Source organism: Micromonospora sp. NPDC005171, assembly GCF_040608575.1.
In the GTDB taxonomy this organism is placed as follows: Bacteria; Actinomycetota; Actinomycetes; order Mycobacteriales; family Micromonosporaceae; genus Micromonospora.
On record NZ_JBEXIM010000014.1, the window covers coordinates 52,206 to 72,416 of the forward strand.

Annotated in this window: 22 protein-coding genes; 13 read left to right on the plus strand and 9 right to left on the minus strand. The window is 70.9% G+C overall.

The genetic code is table 11. The features are described from left to right. Entirely contained in the window at positions 1-1,443 is a 1,443-nt protein-coding gene (locus ABZU74_RS18730; protein ID WP_355425138.1) for a VCBS repeat-containing protein, read from the minus strand. Positions 1,444-1,688: 245 nt separating this feature from the next. Between ABZU74_RS18730 and ABZU74_RS18735 the strand changes: the two genes are divergently transcribed. Then, positions 1,689-2,816 (plus strand): DUF4185 domain-containing protein, encoded by a 1,128-nt coding sequence (locus ABZU74_RS18735; RefSeq protein WP_355425141.1) that lies wholly within the window; start codon positions 1,689-1,691, stop codon positions 2,814-2,816. A 219-nt stretch (positions 2,817-3,035) separates the two neighbouring features. Then, positions 3,036-3,749 (plus strand): GAF and ANTAR domain-containing protein, encoded by a 714-nt coding sequence (locus ABZU74_RS18740; protein ID WP_355425144.1) that lies wholly within the window; start codon positions 3,036-3,038, stop codon positions 3,747-3,749. Positions 3,750-3,804: 55 nt separating this feature from the next. On the opposite strand, the gene ABZU74_RS18745 is transcribed toward ABZU74_RS18740, so the two are convergent. Beyond that, positions 3,805-4,296, minus strand: a complete 492-nt coding sequence (locus ABZU74_RS18745) for an STAS domain-containing protein (RefSeq protein ID WP_355425147.1) — start codon at positions 4,294-4,296, stop codon at positions 3,805-3,807. Positions 4,297-4,490: 194 nt separating this feature from the next. Between ABZU74_RS18745 and ABZU74_RS18750 the strand changes: the two genes are divergently transcribed. Continuing rightward, positions 4,491-5,024 carry a hypothetical protein gene (locus ABZU74_RS18750; protein ID WP_355425150.1) on the plus strand — a complete coding sequence of 178 codons (534 nt, stop codon included), beginning with the start codon at positions 4,491-4,493 and terminating at the stop codon, positions 5,022-5,024. A 63-nt stretch (positions 5,025-5,087) separates the two neighbouring features. Further along, positions 5,088-5,972, plus strand: a complete 885-nt coding sequence (locus ABZU74_RS18755) for a pyridoxal-phosphate dependent enzyme (protein WP_355425153.1) — start codon at positions 5,088-5,090, stop codon at positions 5,970-5,972. Between the two features lie 4 nt (positions 5,973-5,976). Here ABZU74_RS18755 and ABZU74_RS18760 read toward each other — a convergent pair whose 3' ends face one another. Further along, positions 5,977-6,618 (minus strand): HD domain-containing protein, encoded by a 642-nt coding sequence (locus ABZU74_RS18760; protein WP_355425156.1) that lies wholly within the window; start codon positions 6,616-6,618, stop codon positions 5,977-5,979. 131 nt (positions 6,619-6,749) lie between these two features. Between ABZU74_RS18760 and ABZU74_RS18765 the strand changes: the two genes are divergently transcribed. After that, positions 6,750-7,763 (plus strand): DJ-1/PfpI family protein, encoded by a 1,014-nt coding sequence (locus ABZU74_RS18765; protein WP_355425159.1) that lies wholly within the window; start codon positions 6,750-6,752, stop codon positions 7,761-7,763. A gap of 64 nt (positions 7,764-7,827) precedes the next feature. On the opposite strand, the gene ABZU74_RS18770 is transcribed toward ABZU74_RS18765, so the two are convergent. Continuing rightward, positions 7,828-8,673: an NAD(P)H-binding protein gene (locus ABZU74_RS18770; protein ID WP_355425162.1), complete on the minus strand. Its 846-nt coding sequence runs from the start codon at positions 8,671-8,673 to the stop codon at positions 7,828-7,830. A 98-nt stretch (positions 8,674-8,771) separates the two neighbouring features. Between ABZU74_RS18770 and ABZU74_RS18775 the strand changes: the two genes are divergently transcribed. The 3 genes from ABZU74_RS18775 to ABZU74_RS18785 all read left to right on the plus strand — a co-directional run bounded on the left by ABZU74_RS18775 (position 8,772) and on the right by ABZU74_RS18785 (position 11,223). After that, positions 8,772-9,239, plus strand: a complete 468-nt coding sequence (locus tag ABZU74_RS18775; protein WP_355425165.1) for a MarR family transcriptional regulator — start codon at positions 8,772-8,774, stop codon at positions 9,237-9,239. 99 nt (positions 9,240-9,338) lie between these two features. Then, a complete protein-coding gene (locus ABZU74_RS18780) occupies positions 9,339-10,529 on the plus strand; it encodes an MFS transporter (protein ID WP_355425168.1) in 1,191 nt (396 codons plus the stop codon). Positions 10,530-10,593: 64 nt separating this feature from the next. After that, the gene (locus tag ABZU74_RS18785; RefSeq protein ID WP_355425170.1) at positions 10,594-11,223 is read left to right on the plus strand and encodes a VOC family protein; all 630 of its coding nucleotides are present in this window, start codon (positions 10,594-10,596) and stop codon (positions 11,221-11,223) included. Positions 11,224-11,362: 139 nt separating this feature from the next. Here the strand turns inward: ABZU74_RS18785 and ABZU74_RS18790 are convergent, their stop codons facing one another. Both ABZU74_RS18790 and ABZU74_RS18795 read right to left on the minus strand, forming a co-directional pair. Then, positions 11,363-12,190, minus strand: coding sequence for a GNAT family N-acetyltransferase (locus ABZU74_RS18790; RefSeq protein WP_355425173.1), 828 nt, complete (start codon positions 12,188-12,190; stop codon positions 11,363-11,365). Positions 12,191-12,197: 7 nt separating this feature from the next. Continuing rightward, positions 12,198-13,778: a helix-turn-helix transcriptional regulator gene (locus tag ABZU74_RS18795; protein WP_355425175.1), complete on the minus strand. Its 1,581-nt coding sequence runs from the start codon at positions 13,776-13,778 to the stop codon at positions 12,198-12,200. 198 nt (positions 13,779-13,976) lie between these two features. On the opposite strand from ABZU74_RS18795, the gene ABZU74_RS18800 reads away from it, so the two are divergent. The 5 genes from ABZU74_RS18800 (at position 13,977) to ABZU74_RS18820 (ending at position 17,410) form a co-directional block, all read left to right on the plus strand. Continuing rightward, on the plus strand, positions 13,977-14,237 hold the full coding sequence (locus tag ABZU74_RS18800) for a hypothetical protein (RefSeq protein WP_355425178.1): 261 nt from the start codon (positions 13,977-13,979) through the stop codon (positions 14,235-14,237). A gap of 12 nt (positions 14,238-14,249) precedes the next feature. Then, positions 14,250-15,383, plus strand: a complete 1,134-nt coding sequence (locus tag ABZU74_RS18805; RefSeq protein ID WP_355425181.1) for a cupin domain-containing protein — start codon at positions 14,250-14,252, stop codon at positions 15,381-15,383. Positions 15,384-15,535: 152 nt separating this feature from the next. Next, positions 15,536-16,522 (plus strand): zinc-dependent alcohol dehydrogenase family protein, encoded by a 987-nt coding sequence (locus ABZU74_RS18810; RefSeq protein WP_355425184.1) that lies wholly within the window; start codon positions 15,536-15,538, stop codon positions 16,520-16,522. A gap of 149 nt (positions 16,523-16,671) precedes the next feature. Then, a complete protein-coding gene (locus ABZU74_RS18815) occupies positions 16,672-16,836 on the plus strand; it encodes a hypothetical protein (RefSeq protein ID WP_355425187.1) in 165 nt (54 codons plus the stop codon). 73 nt (positions 16,837-16,909) lie between these two features. Next, the gene (locus tag ABZU74_RS18820; protein WP_355425190.1) at positions 16,910-17,410 is read left to right on the plus strand and encodes a signal peptidase II; all 501 of its coding nucleotides are present in this window, start codon (positions 16,910-16,912) and stop codon (positions 17,408-17,410) included. Here the strand turns inward: ABZU74_RS18820 and ABZU74_RS18825 are convergent. Genes ABZU74_RS18825 through ABZU74_RS18835 form a run of 3 tightly spaced genes read right to left on the minus strand, consistent with a single transcriptional unit; the run spans position 17,399 to position 20,189 of the window. Continuing rightward, positions 17,399-18,040: an LUD domain-containing protein gene (locus tag ABZU74_RS18825; RefSeq protein WP_355425193.1), complete on the minus strand. Its 642-nt coding sequence runs from the start codon at positions 18,038-18,040 to the stop codon at positions 17,399-17,401. The two genes, ABZU74_RS18820 and ABZU74_RS18825, sit on opposite strands and share 12 nt — an antisense overlap. Continuing rightward, a complete protein-coding gene (locus ABZU74_RS18830; RefSeq protein WP_355425196.1) occupies positions 18,037-19,482 on the minus strand; it encodes a LutB/LldF family L-lactate oxidation iron-sulfur protein in 1,446 nt (481 codons plus the stop codon). The genes ABZU74_RS18825 and ABZU74_RS18830 overlap by 4 nt, the downstream gene beginning before the upstream one ends. Next, positions 19,479-20,189 (minus strand): (Fe-S)-binding protein, encoded by a 711-nt coding sequence (locus ABZU74_RS18835; protein ID WP_355425199.1) that lies wholly within the window; start codon positions 20,187-20,189, stop codon positions 19,479-19,481. Before ABZU74_RS18835 ends, ABZU74_RS18830 begins: the two co-directional genes overlap by 4 nt. Between the last annotated feature and the right edge of the window lie 22 nt (positions 20,190-20,211).

Consider the following 20,211-nt stretch of genomic DNA (forward strand, 5'->3'; position numbering starts at 1 on the left):
TCACAGCGTCGTCTCGCCGTTGAGGCCGAAGAAGTCGTGCCATCTGGTGGCGCCGAGGAAGCCGGTGCCGGTGGAGAGCGCCACGTGGACATCGTTGGTGGCGCCCTTGGTGAAGACGATGAGGTCGTCCCTGCCGTCCCCGTTGGCGTCGCCGAGGTAGGGGAACTCGCCGGCCAGGCAGAAGAAGTCGTGCCACTTCACTGTGGTTCCGGCGAAGCCGGTGCCGGTGGAGGTGGCGGCGTACACGTCGGCGTTGGGATCGCAGGTGAAGGTGACGATGTCGTCCCTGCCATCGCCATTGATGTCACCGACGCGGGGTAGTTCGGCGCCGACGGCGAACAGGTCGTGCCACTTCTGGGCGGCGCCGAAGGAACTGCCGCTCGACAGCGCGACGATGACGTCGCTGGCGGTGGCGGGGCCCTGGGTGAAGGTGATGAGGTCGTCGCGGCCGTCGCCGTTGACGTCACCGAGCGCGGGGAACTCGCCGTACGGGCTGAAGAACTCGTGCCACTTGAGGCCGGCGCCGAAGCCGGTGCCGGTGGAGAGCGCGACGTACACGTCGCCGGCGGGGTTGTGCGTGAACGCCACGATGTCGTCGCGTCCGTCGCCGTTGACGTCGCCCACCGCGCCGATCTCCGCGGCCGGGGCGAACCAGTCGTGCCACTTGAGGCCAGCACCGAACGAGGTGCCGGTGGAGAGCGCGACGTAGACGTCGCCGGTGTTGCTGTGAGCGAAGGTGACGACGTCGTCCCGGCCGTCGCCGTTGACGTCGCCGGTGGTGGCGGTCTCGCCACCGAGGGAGAAGAAATCGTTCCACTTCGCCGAGGTGCCGGCGTAGGAGCTGCCGGTGGACGTTCCCACGTAGACGTCGGCGAGGGCGTTCTGGGTGAAGGTGACGACGTCGTCGCGGCCGTCGCCGGTCACGTCGGTGTGGGATCCACCGGCGATGGCGTGGGTGCGGGCCGCCTCGTTGAGCTGGGTCCGGGCGGTCGCGGCTGCCTGGTCGTACCGGTCGGGGAAGCCGGACCGTTGGACGCACTGGGCGACCTGGCCGGCACTGTAACCGGGGTTGTCGCGGTCGCAGACGATGGCCCGGGTGACGTACTGGGTGCTGGCGTAGACCGGGTCCATGATCTGCTCCGGAGTGCCCCACCCGTAGTCCCAGCGCTGCTGGAACACCCCGAGCGACGACTTGTCGCCACACGGCAGGTTGTTCATGTGTGACTCGACCCAGCCCGCCTCGAACGCGGACAGCGTGACCTTGTCGTTGGCGTTGTACGCCCGGGCGACCCGGTAGACGACCAGGGTCACCGCCGGGTCGCGGTTCGCGGGGATGGAGGGGCAGGCCAGGGTGCCGACCGGGTCCGCGTGCGCCAGCGTGGCCGGGACCGTCGTGCCAGCGACGCCGAGGGCCATCAGCAGGGCCAGGAGAGTACGTCTCACGCTGCTCCTCGTCGGGTCGGGGATGGTCAGCTGGTGGCGTCAAAAGACCGCCACTGACCGGGAACCGAATGCTGAGAGTTTCTTCAGGGCGATGATGGCTGTCAATCTTCTATGAAGAATTCCTTCAATGCATCGTTCAGGGCGGGCAGGTATTGACAGTGGCGATTGCCGGCGGGTTTACTCGCCCGCAACCGCTGTTCATCCACACGGCACCGCCGTGACGAGTGCGACAGGAAGGGGCAGCCATGGGGGTACGTCGTCGCTCGTTGCTCGGCCGCGCCGCCGCGATCGGGGCTGCCAGCGCGGTCGGTTCCGTCGGCGCGATCCTGGCCACTGCCGCTCCAGCCCAGGCGGCGGTCTGGAAGAAGCGGCTGACCGGCGCGGACCTGGACACCAGTAGCCGATGGCGGGTGGCCGGCACCGATCTGGGCATCCCCTACGTGCTGGAGAACGGGTCGATCGGCTACCTCTTCGGCGACACCTTCGACACGCCGTGGCCCGAGGGCCCGCCCCTGCCGAACGACTGGCGGTCGCCGGTCATGTTGCGCTCCGCCGTCCACCCCGGCGCGCCGGGCGGAATCGTCTTCGACAGCGCCGCACGGGTCGCCGGCAACGGACGGGCACCGGAGCTGATGCACAACGGCCACCACGGCATCGGCATCGACGGTCTTCCCGAGGTGACTGTCATCCCCAACGACGGCATCAGCTTTCCGGAGACCGGTCGGCAGCTCATCTCCTACATGAGCATCGAGAACTGGAACTCCGCCGGCCCGGCCGGGCCGCAGTGGAAGTCCCGCTACGCGGGGCTGACCTTCTCCGACAACGGCAACGACTTCATCCGTACTCCGTTGAAATGGTGGAACAGCCCGGACAACAAGGACCCGTACCAGATGTGGACCATGCAACGCGACGGCGAGTACGTCTACGTCTTCTCGGTCCGGTCCGGGCGGCAGGACGGCCCGATGATGCTGCGACGCGTCCGGTGGGACCGGCTGTTCTACCCGGAGTCATATGAGGGCTGGGGCTGGAACGGCGCCAACTGGGGCTGGGGGAGACCCTGCACACCCATCCTCACCGGCCGCTTCGGCGAACCGTCGGTGCGCCGGCTGGCCGATGGAACCTGGGTGATGTCCTACCTCAACTGCCAGAACGGATGCCTGGTCACCCGGACCGCGTCCGGACCCGACCGGTCCTGGACGGCGGAGAAGGTTCAGCTGACCAGCTGGCAGGAGCCCGCCCTCTACGGTGGTTTCATCCATCCCTGGTCGAGCCGGAACGCCGACGACCTGCACCTGATGGTCTCCAAATGGACCCGCACCCCGGACGGCCGCAGCACCGCCTACCACGTCAGCCAGTTCACCGGCTCGGTGTGACACGGCCGCTGACGACCGTCGTCGCCCCCGACCCCGCTGGAGCTGATCCGCGGTGACGCAGGCCGCCACGCCCTCAGCAGGGTGTGAGCGGGTGGCTCAGAGGGTACGACCACGATTGCTGACGACCGCCCCGGGGCGGAGCTGCCGGCATCTGACGGGATGCCGGCCGTGCCGGAATGTTCCCATCCGGCCGACGCCGATCGAGGAGGGCGTACTGCGATGACGCAGCCGACGATGGATCCCGCCGACGCGTTGGCCGAGCTGGGCAGGGTCAGACTCGACGAGGTCAGCCTCGACGACATGCTGCTCCGGATCGCCGAACTCGCCAAAGGCAGCATTCCCGGGACGAGGGAGGTGACCGTCACTCTGGTTCGAGGTCAGGTCGGCTGGACCGGGGCATTCACCGGCGAACTCGCCCGTCAGCTGGACGAGTGGCAGTACGAGCAGCACCGGGGGCCCTGCCTGGATGCCTCCGCCAGCGGTGACACCATCTCGGTGCCGGACATGGCCACCGAAGATCGCTGGCCGGTATGGGCGGAGAGGGCTCGCGCCGCCGGTGTGCGGAGTTCCCTCTCCATCGGGCTTCCCGTCCAGGGGTCGGTGGTCGGGGCGCTCAACGTCTACAGCGATTCGGCGAACGCATTCGACCCGCCCTCGATCGCCAGCGCGGAGGGCTTCGCCGCGTACGCCGCGGTGGCACTGGCCAACGCGCACCTGTACGAGAACGCCGCCACGCTGGCCGGGCAGATGCAGCAGGCGATGCGGAACCGGGCCGTGATCGAGCAGGCCAAGGGGATCATCATGGGGAGCCGGCGGTGCTCGCCGGATGAGGCGTTCGCGCTGCTGTCGAAGATCTCCCAGGACACCAACCGGAAGGTGCGCGAGGTCGCCGAGGCCCTGGTCGCCCAGGCGGTGGGCAAGACCAAGGGGTGAGTGTCGCCCTGACTGCCGGGTTACCCGACAGGGCGCGGGGATGTGGCCGTGCCGCCTAGGGTCGAGCGGCGACGGAGCGGCCGAGGGGTTGAGGTGTCTGTGCCGCGCGGCGGGGGCGCTGCGGAGCCACGTCGCTTCCTGGCGGGCCGGTTGGTGTCGGCACGTCGTCGCGTTCGAGGTGCCGCAGCACCCCGGCGACGCCAAGGACACGGCTGGCGAACGGCGAGAGGGCGCGAAGCGTCAGCCGACCGCCCGCTTCGGCGGCCAGCCGTCCGGAGGTGAGCAGGGCGCCGATGCCGTGCGCGCCGATGAAGCGGAGCGCCGACAGGTCCACCGCGATCAGCGGCGTCGGGGCGCGGCACAGGAACTCCACCAGTTCGGTCAACAGGTGGGCATTGCTCAGGTCGATCTCGCCGGCAACGCTGATCACGCTGACGGCGCCGTCGTGGCTCAACGTCAGCGACATGATCGGTTCGCCGAGGCTGCTGTGCTGATCCTCAGGGGCGCCGTGCGGCTGCGGCCGGAGCAGGGGGATCTGGTCGGTCACATGCTGCCTCCGGCCTCGACGAGGGTGGCCGATCCGCCGCGCGTGCACGGCAGGGTTGACCACTGGAGGGCGCATGTCTTGACCCGAGCACCAGCGTACCCACCCCGGACGGTGGCAAACCAGGCGGTCGTCCGGAACGAGGTCCGACGACGATTCGCGGGTGTGGGTGCCTGACCGGTGGGTAGGGCCGAATCATGCTGAAGCGAGCGGTGTGGCAGGGAGTGGTGGCGGGGCTGGCCGGCGCGGCGGTGATGACGGGCGCGGAGAAGATCGAACAGCGGATGACCGGTCGGCCCGACTCCTACGTGCCGGCCCGGGTGCTGGCCAGGCTGACCGGCCTGCCGGAATCCTCCGGTCAGCAGCCCCGGTGGCAGAACCTGGCGATGCACTACGGCCAGGGCGCGCTGGTCGGCGTACTGCGCAGCGTCATGGCGCAGGCCGGGCTGCGCGGCGTGTGGGCTTCAGCGATGTTCACGGCGGTGCGCTTGACCAACGACCAGATCCTGGAGAACGCCACAGGTGTGGGGGCGCCTCCGCTCACCTGGCCCCGCCCAGAACTCGCCATCGACATGCTGCACAAGTCCATCTACGCGTTCTCCACCGGAGCAGTGGCCGACGCGCTCGCCGCCCGCGACGGGGCGGGTCCCGGGCAGCGGCACGCGGCGCTCCGCCCCGGACGCCACGCGGACGTCGGCCCGCTGCCCGAGGCAGCAGCCCGTCGGGCATAGCCGACGAGGGCTGACGAGGGCCGGGAAGCTGCGTGCGGGGCGGCGGAGTGCTTAGCTGCATGGATGATCACACCCGTTCCCCTCGGTACCTGGCCGACGCCGCTGGAGGCCGCGCCCCGACTCGCCGCCCGGCTGGGCCTGGCCGAGCTCTGGTTGAAGCGAGACGACCTCAGCGGCCTCGGCGGGGGCGGCAACAAGATCCGCAAGCTGCGGTACACCTGCGCGCAGGCGATCGTCGCCGGCGCCAGCACGGTCATCACCTCGGGGGCGCCGCAGAGCAACCACGCCCGGCTCACCGCAGCCGCCGCCGCGCGGCTCGGCCTCTCCTGCGTGCTGGTGCTCGCCGGCCCGCCCCCGGAGAGCCCGCGAGGCAACCTGCTGCTCGACGGGCTCGCCGGGGCGGAGATCGTCTGGGCCGGGGACCGTCCGCTCGCCGAGGCGGTGGCGGTCGAGGCGGAGCGACGATCGGCGTACGTCATCCCGTTCGGCGGCACCTCACCCGCGTCGGTCCAGGGTTATGTGGACTGCGCTCGGGAGCTGCGGGCCCAGCTGCCGGATGCCGACGGGGTCGAGGTGGTGGCGGCGCTCGGCTCCGGCGGGACGATGGCCGGCCTGGTGCGGGAACTGGGCGCGGAGCGGGTGATCGGCGTGGATGTCGGTGCCGTGCCGGACCCTCGGGCGACAGTCGCCGGGTTGCTCGTCGGCGAGGTCGAGCCGGACGCGCTGCGGATCGACGGGTCCCAGGTGGGTGCCGGGTACCGCACGCTTACCGACGCCGTCCGGGCGGCGCTGGAGACCACCGCGCGTACGGAGGGGGTCTTCCTGGACCCGACGTACACCGGTCGGGCCATGGCGGCGCTGCTGGCCGGCAGCTTCCCGCGCGGCGACCGGGTCGTCTTCCTGCACAGCGGCGGGCTGCCGGGGCTCTTCGGCCATCCCGAGCTGTAGGGGTTCATTCCGGCCAGGCGGAGCCCTCGATGACCCGGACGAAGTCGATGTGGCGGTAACCGGGCACCCGGTGCTCCAGTACGTCGCCGTTGACGGTCCCGAAGGTGGTGTCCGGCCGGTGCCGGAAACCGGCTGCGAAGGCGTCGACGATGGCCCGCTTGAAGTTCGGCCGCGGGTGTGCCGTGGTGACCGCCGCGATGTCGGCCGGCGACAGCTCGTGGTAGCCGATCCCGAGCACGTCCGTCTCGACACCCGCGGTGACCAGGGCCACCTCGGGTTCCAGGCGGTACGGAATCTCGGGCGTGGTGTGCAGGGCGATCCCTTCCCAGACGAGTCGGGCCTCGTGTTCGCCGATGCCGTTCGAGCGGAGGAAGCGGCGTGCCTCGTCGGCGCCGTCGAGTTCGAAGCGTTGATCGTCGCGGCGGTAGCGTTCGGTCAGTCCCAGGTCGTGGAACATCGCTCCCACGTAGAGCAGCTCGGGGTCGGCCTTCAGGCCGAGCCGCCGACCCTGGAGCGTGCCGAAGAGGAAGACCCGCCGCGAATGGTGGAACAGCAGGTCGTCGGTGGCCTGGCGGACCAGTTCGGTGGCGTCGGTGGCGAGCTGCGAGTCGGGGATCTCGATGCCGGCGATCGTTGTCTGGCTCATCACGGTCCTGTCGGTTCGGGAGCCCGGCCGGGCTCCGATGCGTCAAGCGTCACCCGCTGGACCCGCCGGATGCGCTGTCCTATCTGCCATGCTTCCCTCAGATCAGGACAACAATCGAGGGGGTTGACGCGGTGGGCAGCCGGACGGCAGGGGTACACCGGGTCACCGCCCTCGTCTTCGACGGGATGACGTTGCTGGACCTCGCCGGACCGTTCGAGGTCTTCGCCGAGGCCGCCAAGTTCGGCGCCCGGTACGAGCTGGGGGTGCGCTCCAGCGACGGTGCCGCCGTTCGTGCCTCGAATGGCCTGCGCGTCCAGGTGGATGGCGCGGTCGACGCGGCCATTGACGTCGGGACCGCCCTCGTGGTCGGCGGCGACGTGCTGGCGGTGCGCCCGATCAGTGCCGAGCTCACCGCCGCCGCCGCGGCGCTGTCGCGCGGCGCCGACCGCACCGCAGCGGTCTGCACCGGCGCGTTCGTCCTGGCCGCCGCCGGCCTGCTGGACGGTCGGCGGGCGACCACGCACTGGCAGCACGCGCGGTTGCTTTCGGCCGCTTTTCCGCAGGTCAGTGTGGAGAGCGACGCGATCTTCGTGCGGGATGGGACGGTCTTCACCTCGGCCGGCGTGTCCGCGGGCATCGACCTCGCGTTGGCCCTGGTGGAGCGCGACCATGGTCCGGAGATCGCCCGGTCGGTGGCCCAGTCGCTCGTCGTCTTCCTGCAGCGGCCGGGCGGCCAGTCACAGTTCTCGCCGTCGCTTGCCCTGCCCCGACCTCGCACTCCGGTGCTGCGGCAGGTGATCGACGCGGTGGCTGCCGACCCGGCCGACGACCACTCGGTGACGGCCCTTGCCGCCCGGGCGCATGTCAGCCCCCGTCACCTCTCCCGGATGTTCCGGCAGGAGCTTGGCAGCAGCCCCAGCAAGTACGTGGAGGGCGTGCGGGTCGACGCTGCCATCCGGCTGCTGCACGCGGGGAAGTCGGTCACCGCCTGCGCTCAACAGGTCGGCATTGGCAGCCCGGAGACGTTGCGTCGGATGTTTCTCGCCCGGGTGGGGGTGCCGCCCCGCGCCTATCAGCAGCGATTTCGAACGACGGAGCGGGACTCGACGGTGGTGCCGGACGACGAGGGCCCGCCGGACTGGTGAACCGCGCGGCGTGCCCCCCGGTGCGATCGCGCCGGAGGGCACGCCGCGCCGTGCTGTGCACGGATCAGACGCTGGCAAAGTGCTCACGGTGATCGTGGGCGAACTCGGCGAAGGTCCGCGGCTTCCGGCCAACGACTCGCTCGACATGGTCGTTGGTGAAGTCGCCCCACCCGGAGCCGTAGGCGACCCGGTACTCGGCGAGGACCTCGGCCGACCACTGGTCGAGGCCGGCCTGGAGCAGGCCGTCGTGCGTCTGTTCCGGACTCTGCGGCACGTAGCGCACCGGCTGGCCGAGCGTGCGGGCGATCTCGTCGGCCGCCTGGTCCAGGGTGATGCTCTCCGGGCCGGTGGGCGTGTAGATCCTGCCTTCGTGCCGCTCGGGTGCGGCGAGGATCGCCGCGCCTGCGGCGGCGATGTCCCGGGCGTCGATCAGGCCGACCCGCGCGTCACCGAAGAGCCCGTAGAGGTGCTCACCGGCCTTGGCGACGAGCAGGTTCTGCATGAAGTAGCTCGGCCGCAGGATCGTCCAGGGGATGCCCGACTCCTGCAGTTCCGCGTCGGAGAGCGCGTGCAGTCGGCCGTTGCGGGTCGGCGCGTCGTGCGCGGCGCCGATCGCGGAGAGTCGGACGATGTGCCGCACCCCGGCCTGCCGGGCCGCCCACACCGCGTTCATGCTCTGGCTCGGTGCGAGCGGACCCATCGGCATCAGCAGCCACAGCGTCGTCACGCCCTCGAATGCCGAGGTCAGTGTGGTGGGGCGGTCCAGGTCGCCGACGACGTACTCGACCCCGTCGAGCCCGGGCGTACGCGACGCGTCCCGCACGAGCGCGCGGACCGGCTGCTGGCCGGCCAACTCCCGCAGCACCTCCCGCGACACGGTGCCGTTTGCCCCGGTTATCAGAATGGTCATGGTCATCCTCTCGGTCAGGCGGACCGAGGTCGGATCATCGGTCGCCGCCAGCGACGATATAGTCCAAAACTTGTACAGTCCAATGATTGGACCAAAATATGAAGCGCAGCACACTGAAGGAACAGGATCCTGACCTTGGGATCCTGGCCGTGCAACTCTCCGCCCGCGTCCAGCGGGAGATCTTTCGACGCGCGGCGGAGCAGGGCTTCGACGACGTCCGGCCCCGCCACGGCGCGGTCCTCGCCTACCTGGACGCCGAGGGCACCCGCCCCGGTGAGCTGGCCCGGCTGGCCGGCCGGAACAAGCAGACGATGGGCGCGATCCTCGACGAGTTGGAGCGGCTCGGCTACGTCCGGCGTACGCCCGACCCGGCCGACCGGCGGGCAAAGTTGATCGTGCCGACGGATCGGGGCCGCAACTTCATCGCGGCCACCGACGGCTTCGTGCACCTGATCGAGCAGAAACTCGCCGACACGCTCGGGCCCGACCGGTACCGCGACTTCCGGGACGCACTGGGCCGTGGCGTGGCGAGCCTCCCGGCGACCGGTCAGGACACCGAGGGCTGAGCTGGCATGTGCCGGCGCCAACCGGGTACGCCGCCGTGGCCCCGGGGGTCGGCGGAACGCCCAGGCTGACCGCATTTCACGCAGCCGAGGAGCACCGACATGCCTATCGCGGGGCGGGGCCGACTCACACCGACGGTCTCCCTGGTGCTGCTGGCGTCGATCCTGGTGTCGTTCCTGGCCGCATCGGCGGCCCCGACCCCGCTCTACGGCGTGTACCAGGAACGCTGGCACTTCTCGCCGGTCACCACGACAGTGGTGTTCGCCGTCTATGCGCTCGCGGTGCTGGGGTCGCTGCTCACGTTCGGCAGGTTGTCCGACCACCTCGGTCGGCGGCCGGTGCTGGCCGTCGCGATCACGGTGCAGATGCTCGCGCTGGTCGTCTTCATCTTCGCCAACGGCGTCGCGGCCCTGTTGGTCGCCCGCCTCGTGCAGGGGCTGGCCGCCGGTGCCGCCACCGGCGCCGTGGGCGCCGCCATGCTCGACATCGACCGGGCTCGGGGCACGCTCGCGAACTCGATCGCCCCCGGTATCGGAACCGGGACCGGTGCCCTGCTCTCGGCGCTGCTCATCCAGTTCCTGCCCGCTCCGACGCGACTGGTGTACGTCGTGCTGCTCGTGATCCTGCTGATCCAGGCCGTCGGGGTCGCGCTGATGCCGGAGACGGTCACCCCGATGGCCGGTGCCCGACGCAGCCTGCGCCCGGATGTCACGCTGCCCCGCTCGGTACGCCAGCCCGTCCTGGTCGTCGTCCCGGTGCTCTTCGCGGTCTGGGCGCTGGCCGGCTTCTTCGGCGCGCTCGGCCCGGCGCTTGTGCGCAGTCTCATGAACACGTCGATCGTGGTCGGCGGTCTGGTCCTCTTCGTCTTCGCCGTCTTCGGATCGGTCGCCGTGCTGGTACAGCGCAACACCGCCGCGCGGACCGTGATCCTGACCGGGATCGTCGCACTCATCCTGGGCATGATCGTCACGTTGGTGGCGATCATGGCGGAGTCCATCCCCGGCTTCTTCGTCGGCCTCGCGCTCGGGGGCGTCGGCTTCGGCAGCGGCTTCCAGGGCAGCCTCAAGACGGTCATGCCGCTGGTCGAGGCGCACCAACGCGCCAGCGTGCTGTCAGTGCTCTACGTCGTCTGCTACGTCGGCTTCGGTCTCCCCACGGTGATCGCCGGCTTCCTCGTGGTCTACGCCGGCGGCCTGCCGCGGACCGCCGACGAATACTCCGTCGCCGTCATCCTCCTCGCTTTGGTCGCCCTGTTGGGGGTACGCAGGGCCACCCGGCTGGCGTCGGGCTGATGCCGGGAAGCCGGCGCCGAGCACTGACGCAAGCAGCAGCGCGATGATCAGAAAGGGAGGGGCGATGAGCCCGAAGGTGGCCCAGGGCGAGGCGAGCGCGACGTCGCGGATCGAGAGCCTCGACGTCAAACTCGAGGTGATCGTCATTCCGGTGTCGGATGTCGACCGGGCGAAGGCGTTCTACGAACGACTCGGATGGCGGCTCGACCAGACCCCGCCCGGCATCGTCCAGTTGACGCCGCACGGCTCAGCGTGCTCCGTACAGTTCGGCCCCGGGCTCACGCCGGCGGCACCCGGCTCGGCCATGGCGTACCTGATCGTGTCCGACATCGAGGCGGCCCACGACGCGCTCGTCGCCGCCGGAGTCGAGGTCGGCGACGTCTTCCACGTCAGCCCGGACGGCCCGGTTGACGGGCCGGACCCGCAGCGGCGCAGCTACGTCTCGCGCGCCACCCTGCGCGACCCGGACGGCAACACCTGGCTGATGCAGGAGATCACGACCAGGCTCCCGGGGCGCATCGAGGGCGGCCTGACGTCGTTCAGCTCCACCAGCGACCTGGCGAGCGCGCTGCGGCGCGCGGCCGCCGCGCACGGGGAGCACGAGAAACGTACCGGCGAGCGGGACGACAACTGGCCCGACTGGTACGCGGCGTACATGGTCAGCGAGCAGTCGGGGGCCAAGCCGCCCGAGTGAGTCCCGCCGACCGCGTCGGGCCCGGCCGGGCTCCGGGGCTCCCTGTGGTCGGCGCGGGGCCGGTGAGTCATTGATGACTCACCGGCACCACCGTGAGGGGCCGTGCTCGACAGCGAGAAGTGAACCCGGCGGCCGGGGTTCAGGAAGCTGCTCGCCAGACCCAGTTGCGGCGTTCGTAGAGCGGCACCAGCCCGGCCCGGCGCATGTTGTTCAGCGACGGGTTCTGCTGACCGGGCGCGGGCTTGCCGGTCTCGGCGAACAGCCACCGGCATCCCGCCTCGGCGGCGGCGCGGGCGCGGGCGCCGATCAGCGCCGACTGCGCCCCGAGACCGCGGTGCCCGGAGGCCGTCGCCGCGGCGTTGAGCGACGCGGCCTCGCCGTGCAGGAACAGATTGCCGCCCGCCACCAGCTCGCCGTCGTCCCAGGCCGCGAACGGTCGCCACGCCGGCTGGCCGACCGTCGCGGCCAGCATGTCGGTGAGCCCACCGGTCGGCATGCCGAACCCGGCGAGCAGCACATCGGCCCAGCGCTGCGCCTCGGCGGCCGGCACCGGGGCGACGCGCAGGCGGGTCTGCGCCGTGGCGACGTCGCCGGGTCGGGCGGCGAGCTTGACCCAGGTGCTTCCCGGCTCAAGCCCCCGCGCGGCGGCGACCTCGTCGAATCCGGCGGGCAGCACCGACGGAACGAGTTGGAGGACAGCCTGCTCGACGCCCTGCACCCGGTAGAAGTCGAGGACCTCATCCAGGGTCTGCGTGGTGAACGGCTCGGTGGTGCCGAAGCCGAGGGCTTTGTTCCAGTAACCGGCGGACGGATCGTTGCGCATGGCGAGGGCGACACCGCCGCCGATGCGGGTGGTCGCGATCCCGAGATCGGTGTACGTGGGCCCGGGCGCCTGTGACTCGTAGGAGTACATGAATTCGCACTCCACGGTTTCGGCGAGCGGGGTCAGGTCGGCTGGCGCGGTCATCGGCTGATTATCGTCTGGTCCGTTCCCAGGCCCGTACCAGCTGCATCCGGTTGTGGATGCCCAGCTTGTGATATATGGAGCGGAGTTGGGTGTCCACGGTGTGGAAGGAGACAAAGAGACTCCGTGCCGCCTCCTTCTTCGTGGCGCCAGCGGCGAGCATCTCGGCCACCCGCTCCTCGGCGGGGGTGAGCGCGTCGATGCCCCAGCTTGGCGGCTCGTCGATCGACGGCCGGTGGCGCCCGGTGGCGGTGAGGTCGGCGCAGCGCCGGTCGGCGATCGCCTGGTCGCCAGGGGCGCCGATCCGCGCGTAGAGGGCAGCTGCCTCGTGCGCGGCATCGCGCGCCTCCCCGGACCGCGCCCGGGGGCTGTTCGCGAGGTCGAGCAACGCGTCGGCAAGCGCCGGCCGGGCGGCGGTGGTGCGTAGCTGGTCGACCGCCGACCGGAGCGCGTCCGGGTCACCGTCGCGCAACCCTCGGGTCTGGTCGGCCAGCGCGTGCCACAGTGGCACCGGCGTACGGGTGGACACCAGCTCGACCAGTTCGGTGACCCGGGAGGCGGCCTGGGTGTCGCCGGTGGCCACCGCCGCGCGTACCAGTCGGGGGCCGAAGTGCGGCACCGGCAGGAGTGACCGCGCCGACCGGTGCAGGTCGGCGACGACCCGGGTGAGCAGACCGGCCGGTGTGCTCAGGGCGGGGTCACGAACCGCCACACAGAACGCGAGAGTCCACATCGTACGGTCGGGCCATCGGTCCTCGTCGAGGCAGGCGCGGAGGATGGCGCGCGCGTCGTCGTGTTCGCCACGGCGACAGCGGACCTCACCGATCACCGCGATCAACAGGGCGCGCACCTCCTCACTGAGGTCCGCCGGGCCGGAGCTGAGCGTCGTGACGGCCAGCGCGGCCGCCTCGGGCAGCTCTCCCACGGCCACCATGCGCAGACAGTCCAGCGCGGTCAGCCCGGTGAGTGGAACGTCGGTCGACGCGGGCGCCTGGCGGATCGCGGCCCGCGCGTCCTGGTGCCGGCCCAGGCCGAGCTGCACGAGGATCCGTTCCGCCCGGATGGACGGTGCGTCGGCGCGTGCCGCCCAGGAGTCCGGGTCCAGGGCCGCCAGCACAGCCTGTGCGCCCGGCAGGTCACCGTGCGCGAGCGAGCGGGCGGCCCGGCCGAGGGCGAGGTGGCGGGCGGACGCCTGATCACCCGAAGCGGCGTGCGCGGTGCCCGCCTCGCGGAGCAGGGCATCGGTGTCCGGATGTCCGGTGCGGGCCGCGATCGTGGCGATCAGGGCGAGCACGGTGCCGCGGCTGCGGGCGTCCAGTCGGAGGTTGAGCGCCTCCCGCAGGCCAGCGAGGGCGATGGTCGGCTGCGCCAGTGCCACGAGCTGTGCCAGGCGCCCGAGCAGATGGGCACGGTGGCGCTCGCCGCTGCGGTTCGTGGCGATCTCCACAGCCAGGACGTGGAGCGCCTCCATCCCGCGTCCGGCGAGCCTGAGCTGGCCTGCCGTGGTGAACAGCCGGTGCCGTCGTTGCTCGGCATCGGCGGCGATGACGTCGGCCGGCAGCGCGCCGGCATTGAAGGATGATTCGGACAATGGCGTTCTCCCCGGTTGTTACCAGGCGCGTCGAAATGCCGTCCTGCGACCGAGCCTAGCCAGGGCGGCAGGTGCGGGCGACCAGATCGACGAACCGGCGGGATCGTGCCGAATGACCCCCGCCGTCCCAGATTTGACCTGCGGTAATGGCGCGATCACGTGATGCGACCGGCGCCGTTCCGCGCCGATCATCGAACCATGGCCCAGCTCACCGAGCTTCCCGGTCTGCATCGGCTCCGGGTCGTACTGCTGATGTTCGTCCTCTATGCCGGCACCGGTGCGGGTGGTCACGCTCCGGCGTGGAGCCGCCTGGTGCTGATGGTGACCGCAGCGGCGATTCCGGTGGCGATCGCGGTCCAGTACGGCTGGCCCGGAGTGCGTGCCCTGCTGGCGATCTCGCCCCGGCTGCGGCTGCGGGGCGGATCCGTTCCCGCACCCGGTCCGATCCAACCCGAGTGAGGAGCAGCGACCATGGCGCACAGCGATCCCCAGCCGCGGCGCGGCGATCAGGGCGCCGCGCCCTTCGCGGGCCGCAACGTCGAACTTGAGCGGCAGAACCCGGACCTCCTGGTTCCGCCCACTACCGACAGCCGGCTGGTGCCCAACCTCAAGTTCTCGTTCTCCCAGGCGCACACCCGGGTGGAGAAGGGTGGCTGGACCAGGGAGGTCACCAGCCGCGACCTGCCGATCGCCAGTCAACTGGCCGGCGTCCAGTTCGGTCTCGAGCCGGGCGCGTACCGGGAGATCCACTGGCACCAGCAGTCCGAGTGGGCGTACATGCTAAGCGGCAGCTGCCGGATCAGCGCCGTCGACCACGAGGGACGCAACTTCATCGAGGACGTGAAGGCGGGCGATCTGTGGTTCTTTCCGCAGGGTGTGCCGCACAACATCCAGGCGTTGCGGGACGGCGCGCAGTTCCTGCTGGTCTTCGACGACGGCGCGTTTTCGGAGAACAACACGTTCCTGCTCAGCGACTTCTTCGCACACACCCCTCGGCACGTGCTGGCCAAGAACTTCGGCTGGACGCTGGAACAGATGGAGAACCTGCCCGAGCGGGAGAAGTACATCTTCCAGGGCGACGTCCCGCCGCCCCTGCAACAGGACCGGGTGGTCAGCCCGACCGGTGACATCCCACGAAGCTTCAAGCACCGGATGCTTGCGCAGACCCCGCAACGTTTCCGCGGCGGAACGGTGCGGATCACCGACTCGACCAACTTCGCCGCCTCCGTGACCACCGCAGCGGCCCTGGTCGAGGTCGAGCCGGGAGGGATGCGCGAGTTGCACTGGCATCCCACCACCGACGAGTGGCAGTACTACATCTCCGGCACCGGGCGGATGGGCGTCTTCGCCTCGCAGGCCGCGGCTCGGACGTTCGACTTCCAGGCCGGCGACGTGGGTTACGTCCCGTTCGCGTACGGCCACTACATCGAGAACACCGGCGACGAGCCACTGGTGTTCCTGGAGATGTTCCGCCATCCCCGGTTCGAGGACATCTCGGTGATGCAGTGGATGGCCAACACGCCCCACGAGGTCATCGCCGACACGATCAACGTGCAGAAGTCGATCGTCGACAGCCTGCCGAACACCAAACAGGTGGTGATCTGAGCGAAGGGTTGCCCTCCGACCGGGCCTCGCCGGCCCGGTCACGACGAACGGCCTTCTCAGGCGCCGGTGCGGTCACCGAGGAAGTCGCCCGGCCGCGAATCCGGTCGGATAGCGTCGACGTGACGTCCTGACCACGGAGAGTGTGGAATGTCATGCGTGCTGCGGTGCTGCGGGAGTTCGACGTTCCGCTGACGGTCGAGGAGATCGATCAACCAACTCCCGGGGCGGGGCAGGTGCTGGTGCGGATCGTCGCCAGCGGGGTCAACCCACTCGACACGAAGATCCAGGCAGGTAAGGCCGCGCACGCGCGTGTCCAGCCGCCCGCGGTGCTCGGCCTGGACCTGGCCGGTGTCGTGGCGGCGGTCGGCACGGACGTGACCGGCTTCGCGCCGGGAGACGAGGTGTACGGGCTGTGCGGGGGAGTGGGCGACCTGCAGGGCTCGCTCGCCGAGTACGCCGCCGTGGACGCCCGGTTGCTGGCCCACAAGCCGAGGAGTCTCTCGATGCGGGAGGCAGCCGCGTTGCCACTGGCGGCAGTCACCTCCTGGGAGGGGCTGGTCGACCGGGCCGGCGTCCACGCCGGGCAGAAGGTGCTGGTGCACGGCGGTGCCGGCGGGGTCGGATACGTGGGTGTGCAACTTGCCCAGGCGCGGGGCGCCGAGGCGTACGCCACGGGCGGTCCGGCGAGCATGCGGGTGATCGAGAGCCTGGGCGCCGTGCCGATCGACTACACCGCGACCGACGTCGAGGAGTACGTCGAGAGGTACACCGGCGGCGAGGGGTTCGACATCGTCGTCGACAACGTCGGTGGCGCGACGCTCGACGCGTCGTTCGCGGCGGTACGCACCTATCACGGGCACGTCGTCAGCGCGCTGGGCTGGGGCTCACACTCGCTCGCCCCGCTGTCGTTCCGTGGCGCGACCTACTCCGGCGTGTTCACCCTGCTGCCGATGCTCACCGGGCGGGGCCGCGAACACCACGGCGTCATCCTCCGCGAGATCGCGTCGCTGGCCGACGCCGGCGCGCTGCGCCCCCGACTGGACGGGCGCCGGTTCACGCTCGACACCGTGATGGACGCTCACCACCTGGTCGGCGGCGGCACCGCCGAGGGCAAGGTCGTCGTGGACATCGCCGACTGAGCAGTCGCCACCCAACGTCCGGTTGGTGCGGGACGGCCCTGCTGACCGGCCCTGCTCGCCGACGCTGCTGGTTCGCCCGGTCATCAGCTGGCTGGGAGAGGATCAGCTGGCACCCCTGAACGCTCCAGCCAAGATCGCATCTGTGGTCGATGGGCAGTGAGCACGACGGGTTGATCGATTCGGCCCCCGACCTGCGGGAAGCCGAGTGGATCAACGTCGTACGCTCCGGCCAGCCGACGAGACTCCCGCGGCTTGCGCTCGCTGTGCCGGCGGACGGCGTCGCCGCGGTGCCGTCGATGCTGACCCGGCCCTGACCGGGTTGGCGCAGCAGGGCCAGGACCCGTCCATCGGTGGTGACGGCCACCGGTGACCGGCTAGGGTTCCGGGATGTTCCGCGCCGTCGTGTTGATCGCTGCTGTGGTGCTCGCCGCGGATCAGCTCACCAAGTACTGGGCCGAGTCCGCGCTCTCCGGCGGGCAGACCATCACCGTTCTCGGTGACCTGCTGCAACTGCGGCTCGTGTACAACCCGGGTGCCGCCTTCTCGATCGGCTCCGCATACACCTGGATCTTCGCGGTGTTCGCGGCGGCGGCGGTGGTCGCGGTGGCGGTCGTGGCGCGGCGGGTCACGACGCGCGCCTGGGCGGTGGCGTTGGGCCTGGTGCTCGGCGGCGCGACGACGCACCTGCTGGACCGCCTCTTCCGGGAGCCGGGGTTCGCTCGCGGGCACGTGGTGGACTTCATCGACTACGCCGGGTTCTTCGTCGGCAACGTCGCCGACATCGCGCTGGTGGTCGGTGTGGGCATCGTCATGCTGCTCAACGTGCGCGGCGTTCCGCTGCGCGCCACGGCGGGCGAGACCCGTGAGCAGGTGCCGTCAGGCTCCTGAGCCGCCCGCCGGGCCGACGGGGACGACGTCGTCGTCTGGGCCGATCAGGACGACCTCCAGCCGGCGCGGGCCGTGCACCCCCTCGACGCGGTTGAGCTCGATGTCGCTGGTCGCGGACGGGCCGGAGATCCAGGTCTGTGGCGCGCGCGGGTCCAGCCGGGTCAGCGCCTCCGGCAGCAGACCGACGACCTGGTCGGTGCGGACGACGCAGATGTGCCGGTCGGGCACCAGGGTGAGCGCGCGCCGACCCTGCGCCGGGCCGGCGTCGAGGATGATGGTGCCGGTGTCGGCGACCGCGACGGCGCAGCCGGTCAGGACCGCGTCCAGCTCGTCGAGCGCGGCCGGTGACAGCGGGGGCGCGTCGCGGTGCAGCTCTCCGGCGTAACCGGCCAGCCATTCGGAGGCGACGTCGGTGGGGACGGCGAGCCGGTCGACACCACTGAGCAGCCGGGGCAGGGCGTCGATGCCACGGTGGACGACCGCCCGGTAGTCCTCCAGGCGGTCGACCAGGGCCGCGATCAGGTCGGCGCGGTCGTCGACCCGGCGGTACCGGCGGGGCACCTGCACCGGCGGCGGGCTGTCGGCCAGGGCCGTCCGGAGTCGCGCCAGGATCTCGTCACGTGCGCTCACTGCTTTCCCCACCATTCCCGGAAGGTCTGCGGCGCGGGCAGCGGCAGGTCTCGCGACCGGGTCCACGCCGAGGCGGGCCAGGGCAGTCGCCGCAGCGTGCGGGCGCCGGTGCGCCGCTCACGGTACGCCCCGAGCGGCCCCGCGCCGGTGCGGGCCAGGCGCAGGGCGGCGGCCCACCGCCGAGGGCTGCGCATCACCCAGGCCAGGACGCGCATGGTGGCCCGTTCCGCCGGCGGGTGCGGTGCCTGCTGGCGCAGGTGGACCAGGATCTCCGGAATGTTGATCTTCACGGGGCACACGTCGTAGCAGGCGCCGCAGAGGGTCGACGCGTACGGCAGCGAGGCGTTGTCGGCCACGCCGGTCAGCTGCGGCGACAGGATCGCACCGATCGGCCCCGGATACACCGAGCCGTACGCGTGCCCGCCGGCCCGCTCGTACACTGGGCAGACGTTGAGGCACGCCGAGCAGCGGATACAGGACAGCGCCGGCCGCCCGACCGGATCGGCGAGCACCGCGGACCGGCCATTGTCGACAAGCACGACGTGCACGTCCTGCGGGCCGTCCCCGGCTGTGACACCCGTCCACATCGAGGTGTACGGGTTCATCCGCTCACCGGTCGAGGATCGCGGCAGCAGTTGCAGGAAGACCTCCAGATCGGTGAAGGTCGGCAGCAGCTTCTCGACGCCGACGACGCTGATCAGCATCTCCGGGAGGGTGAGGCACATGCGCCCGTTGCCCTCGGACTCCACCACCACGAGCGTGCCGGTGTCGGCGACGGCGAAGTTCGCCCCGGAGACGGCGACCCGGGCGGAGAGGAAACGTCGTCGCAGGTGGGCGCGGGCCGCCTCGGCCAGCGCGGCCGGTTCGTCGCTCAGGTCGGCCGGCGCGTCGGGCATGCGACGTTGGAAGATCTCCCGGATCTGGGCCCGGTTGTAGTGGATCGCCGGCACCAGGATGTGCGAGGGGGTGTCCTCACCGAGCTGCACGATCAACTCCGCGAGGTCGGTCTCGTACGCGGCGATCCCGGCGGCCTCCAGCGCCTCGTTGAGCTCGATCTCCTGGGTGGCCATCGACTTGACCTTCACGACCTCGTCGGCCCCGGCCGCCCGGGTCAACGCGACAACGATCCGGCACGCCTCGGCCGCGTCGCGGGCCCAGTGCACTGTGGCGCCGGCGGCGGTGACGGACGCCTCGAACTGCTCCAGCAACTCCGGCAACCGACGTTGCACGTCCGCCTTGATCGCCGAGCCGGCGTCGCGCAGCGCCTCCCAGTCGGGTACCTCGTCGACGACCCGGGCTCGCTTGGCACGGATGGTGCGGGTGGCCCGGTGCAGGTTGGCCCGCAGTTGCGTGTCGGCCACGGCCGGCTTGGCGGCGGTGGGAAACGGCAGCGGCGTGCGGATCCGCCCGCCCCCGGTGGCGGGCGCGACCGGATGGCTCATGAGCTGGCTCCCGTCTCGGCGAGAATCTCGGCGTAGTGCACGGCCCGTACGCCCGACCGGTGGCGGTCGAGGCCGCCGCCGATGTGCGCCAGGCAGGAGTTGTCGGCCGCGGCGAGCACCCGTGCGCCGGTGTCGCGGACCCGGGCGCACTTGTCGGTGAGCATCGCTGTGGAGACGTCCGGGTTCTTCACTGCGAACGTGCCGCCGAAACCACAGCACTCCTCGGCATCGCCCAGCTCGACCAACTTGATCCCGCGCACCTGGCGCAGCAGGGTCAGCGGCCGGTCGCCGAGGCGCAGCATCCGCAGGCCGTGGCAGGTGGGGTGGTAGGTGACGGTCTCCGGGAACTCGGCACCGACGTCGGTGACGCCGAGAACGTCGACGAGCAGCTCGGACAGCTCGTACGTGCGGGCGGCCACAGAGGTGGCGGGAGGGTGCAGGCGCGGGTACTGGTCGCGGATCATCGCGGTGCACGACCCGGACGGCACGACGATGGCGTCGTAGGAGTCGAAGACGTCGACGTAGTTGCGCACCATCGGCAGCGCCTCGGCCCGGTAGCCCGTGTTGGCGTGCATCTGCCCGCAACAGGTCTGGTCGGTGGGGAAGTCGACGGTGTGGCCGAGTCGCCGCAGGATGCGGGTGACCGCGATCCCGGTGGCCGGGAACGCGAGGTCGTTGACGCAGGTGATGAAGAGGGCGATCCGCACGACGGCTCCTCGGGAATGTGGG

Coding starts and splice junctions, on each gene's coding strand:
- ABZU74_RS18735 (WP_355425141.1), top strand. CDS start 1,689: ATGGGGGTACGTCGTCGCTCGTTGCTCGGCCGCGCCGCCGCGATCGGG.
- ABZU74_RS18740 (WP_355425144.1), top strand. CDS start 3,036: ATGACGCAGCCGACGATGGATCCCGCCGACGCGTTGGCCGAGCTGGGC.
- ABZU74_RS18750 (WP_355425150.1), top strand. CDS start 4,491: ATGCTGAAGCGAGCGGTGTGGCAGGGAGTGGTGGCGGGGCTGGCCGGC.
- ABZU74_RS18755 (WP_355425153.1), top strand. CDS start 5,088: ATGATCACACCCGTTCCCCTCGGTACCTGGCCGACGCCGCTGGAGGCC.
- ABZU74_RS18760 (WP_355425156.1), bottom strand. CDS start 6,618: ATGAGCCAGACAACGATCGCCGGCATCGAGATCCCCGACTCGCAGCTC.
- ABZU74_RS18770 (WP_355425162.1), bottom strand. CDS start 8,673: ATGACCATTCTGATAACCGGGGCAAACGGCACCGTGTCGCGGGAGGTG.
- ABZU74_RS18775 (WP_355425165.1), top strand. CDS start 8,772: ATGAAGCGCAGCACACTGAAGGAACAGGATCCTGACCTTGGGATCCTG.
- ABZU74_RS18780 (WP_355425168.1), top strand. CDS start 9,339: ATGCCTATCGCGGGGCGGGGCCGACTCACACCGACGGTCTCCCTGGTG.
- ABZU74_RS18785 (WP_355425170.1), top strand. CDS start 10,594: ATGAGCCCGAAGGTGGCCCAGGGCGAGGCGAGCGCGACGTCGCGGATC.
- ABZU74_RS18790 (WP_355425173.1), bottom strand. CDS start 12,190: ATGACCGCGCCAGCCGACCTGACCCCGCTCGCCGAAACCGTGGAGTGC.
- ABZU74_RS18800 (WP_355425178.1), top strand. CDS start 13,977: ATGGCCCAGCTCACCGAGCTTCCCGGTCTGCATCGGCTCCGGGTCGTA.
- ABZU74_RS18805 (WP_355425181.1), top strand. CDS start 14,250: ATGGCGCACAGCGATCCCCAGCCGCGGCGCGGCGATCAGGGCGCCGCG.
- ABZU74_RS18810 (WP_355425184.1), top strand. CDS start 15,536: ATGCGTGCTGCGGTGCTGCGGGAGTTCGACGTTCCGCTGACGGTCGAG.
- ABZU74_RS18815 (WP_355425187.1), top strand. CDS start 16,672: ATGGGCAGTGAGCACGACGGGTTGATCGATTCGGCCCCCGACCTGCGG.
- ABZU74_RS18820 (WP_355425190.1), top strand. CDS start 16,910: ATGTTCCGCGCCGTCGTGTTGATCGCTGCTGTGGTGCTCGCCGCGGAT.
- ABZU74_RS18830 (WP_355425196.1), bottom strand. CDS start 19,482: ATGAGCCATCCGGTCGCGCCCGCCACCGGGGGCGGGCGGATCCGCACG.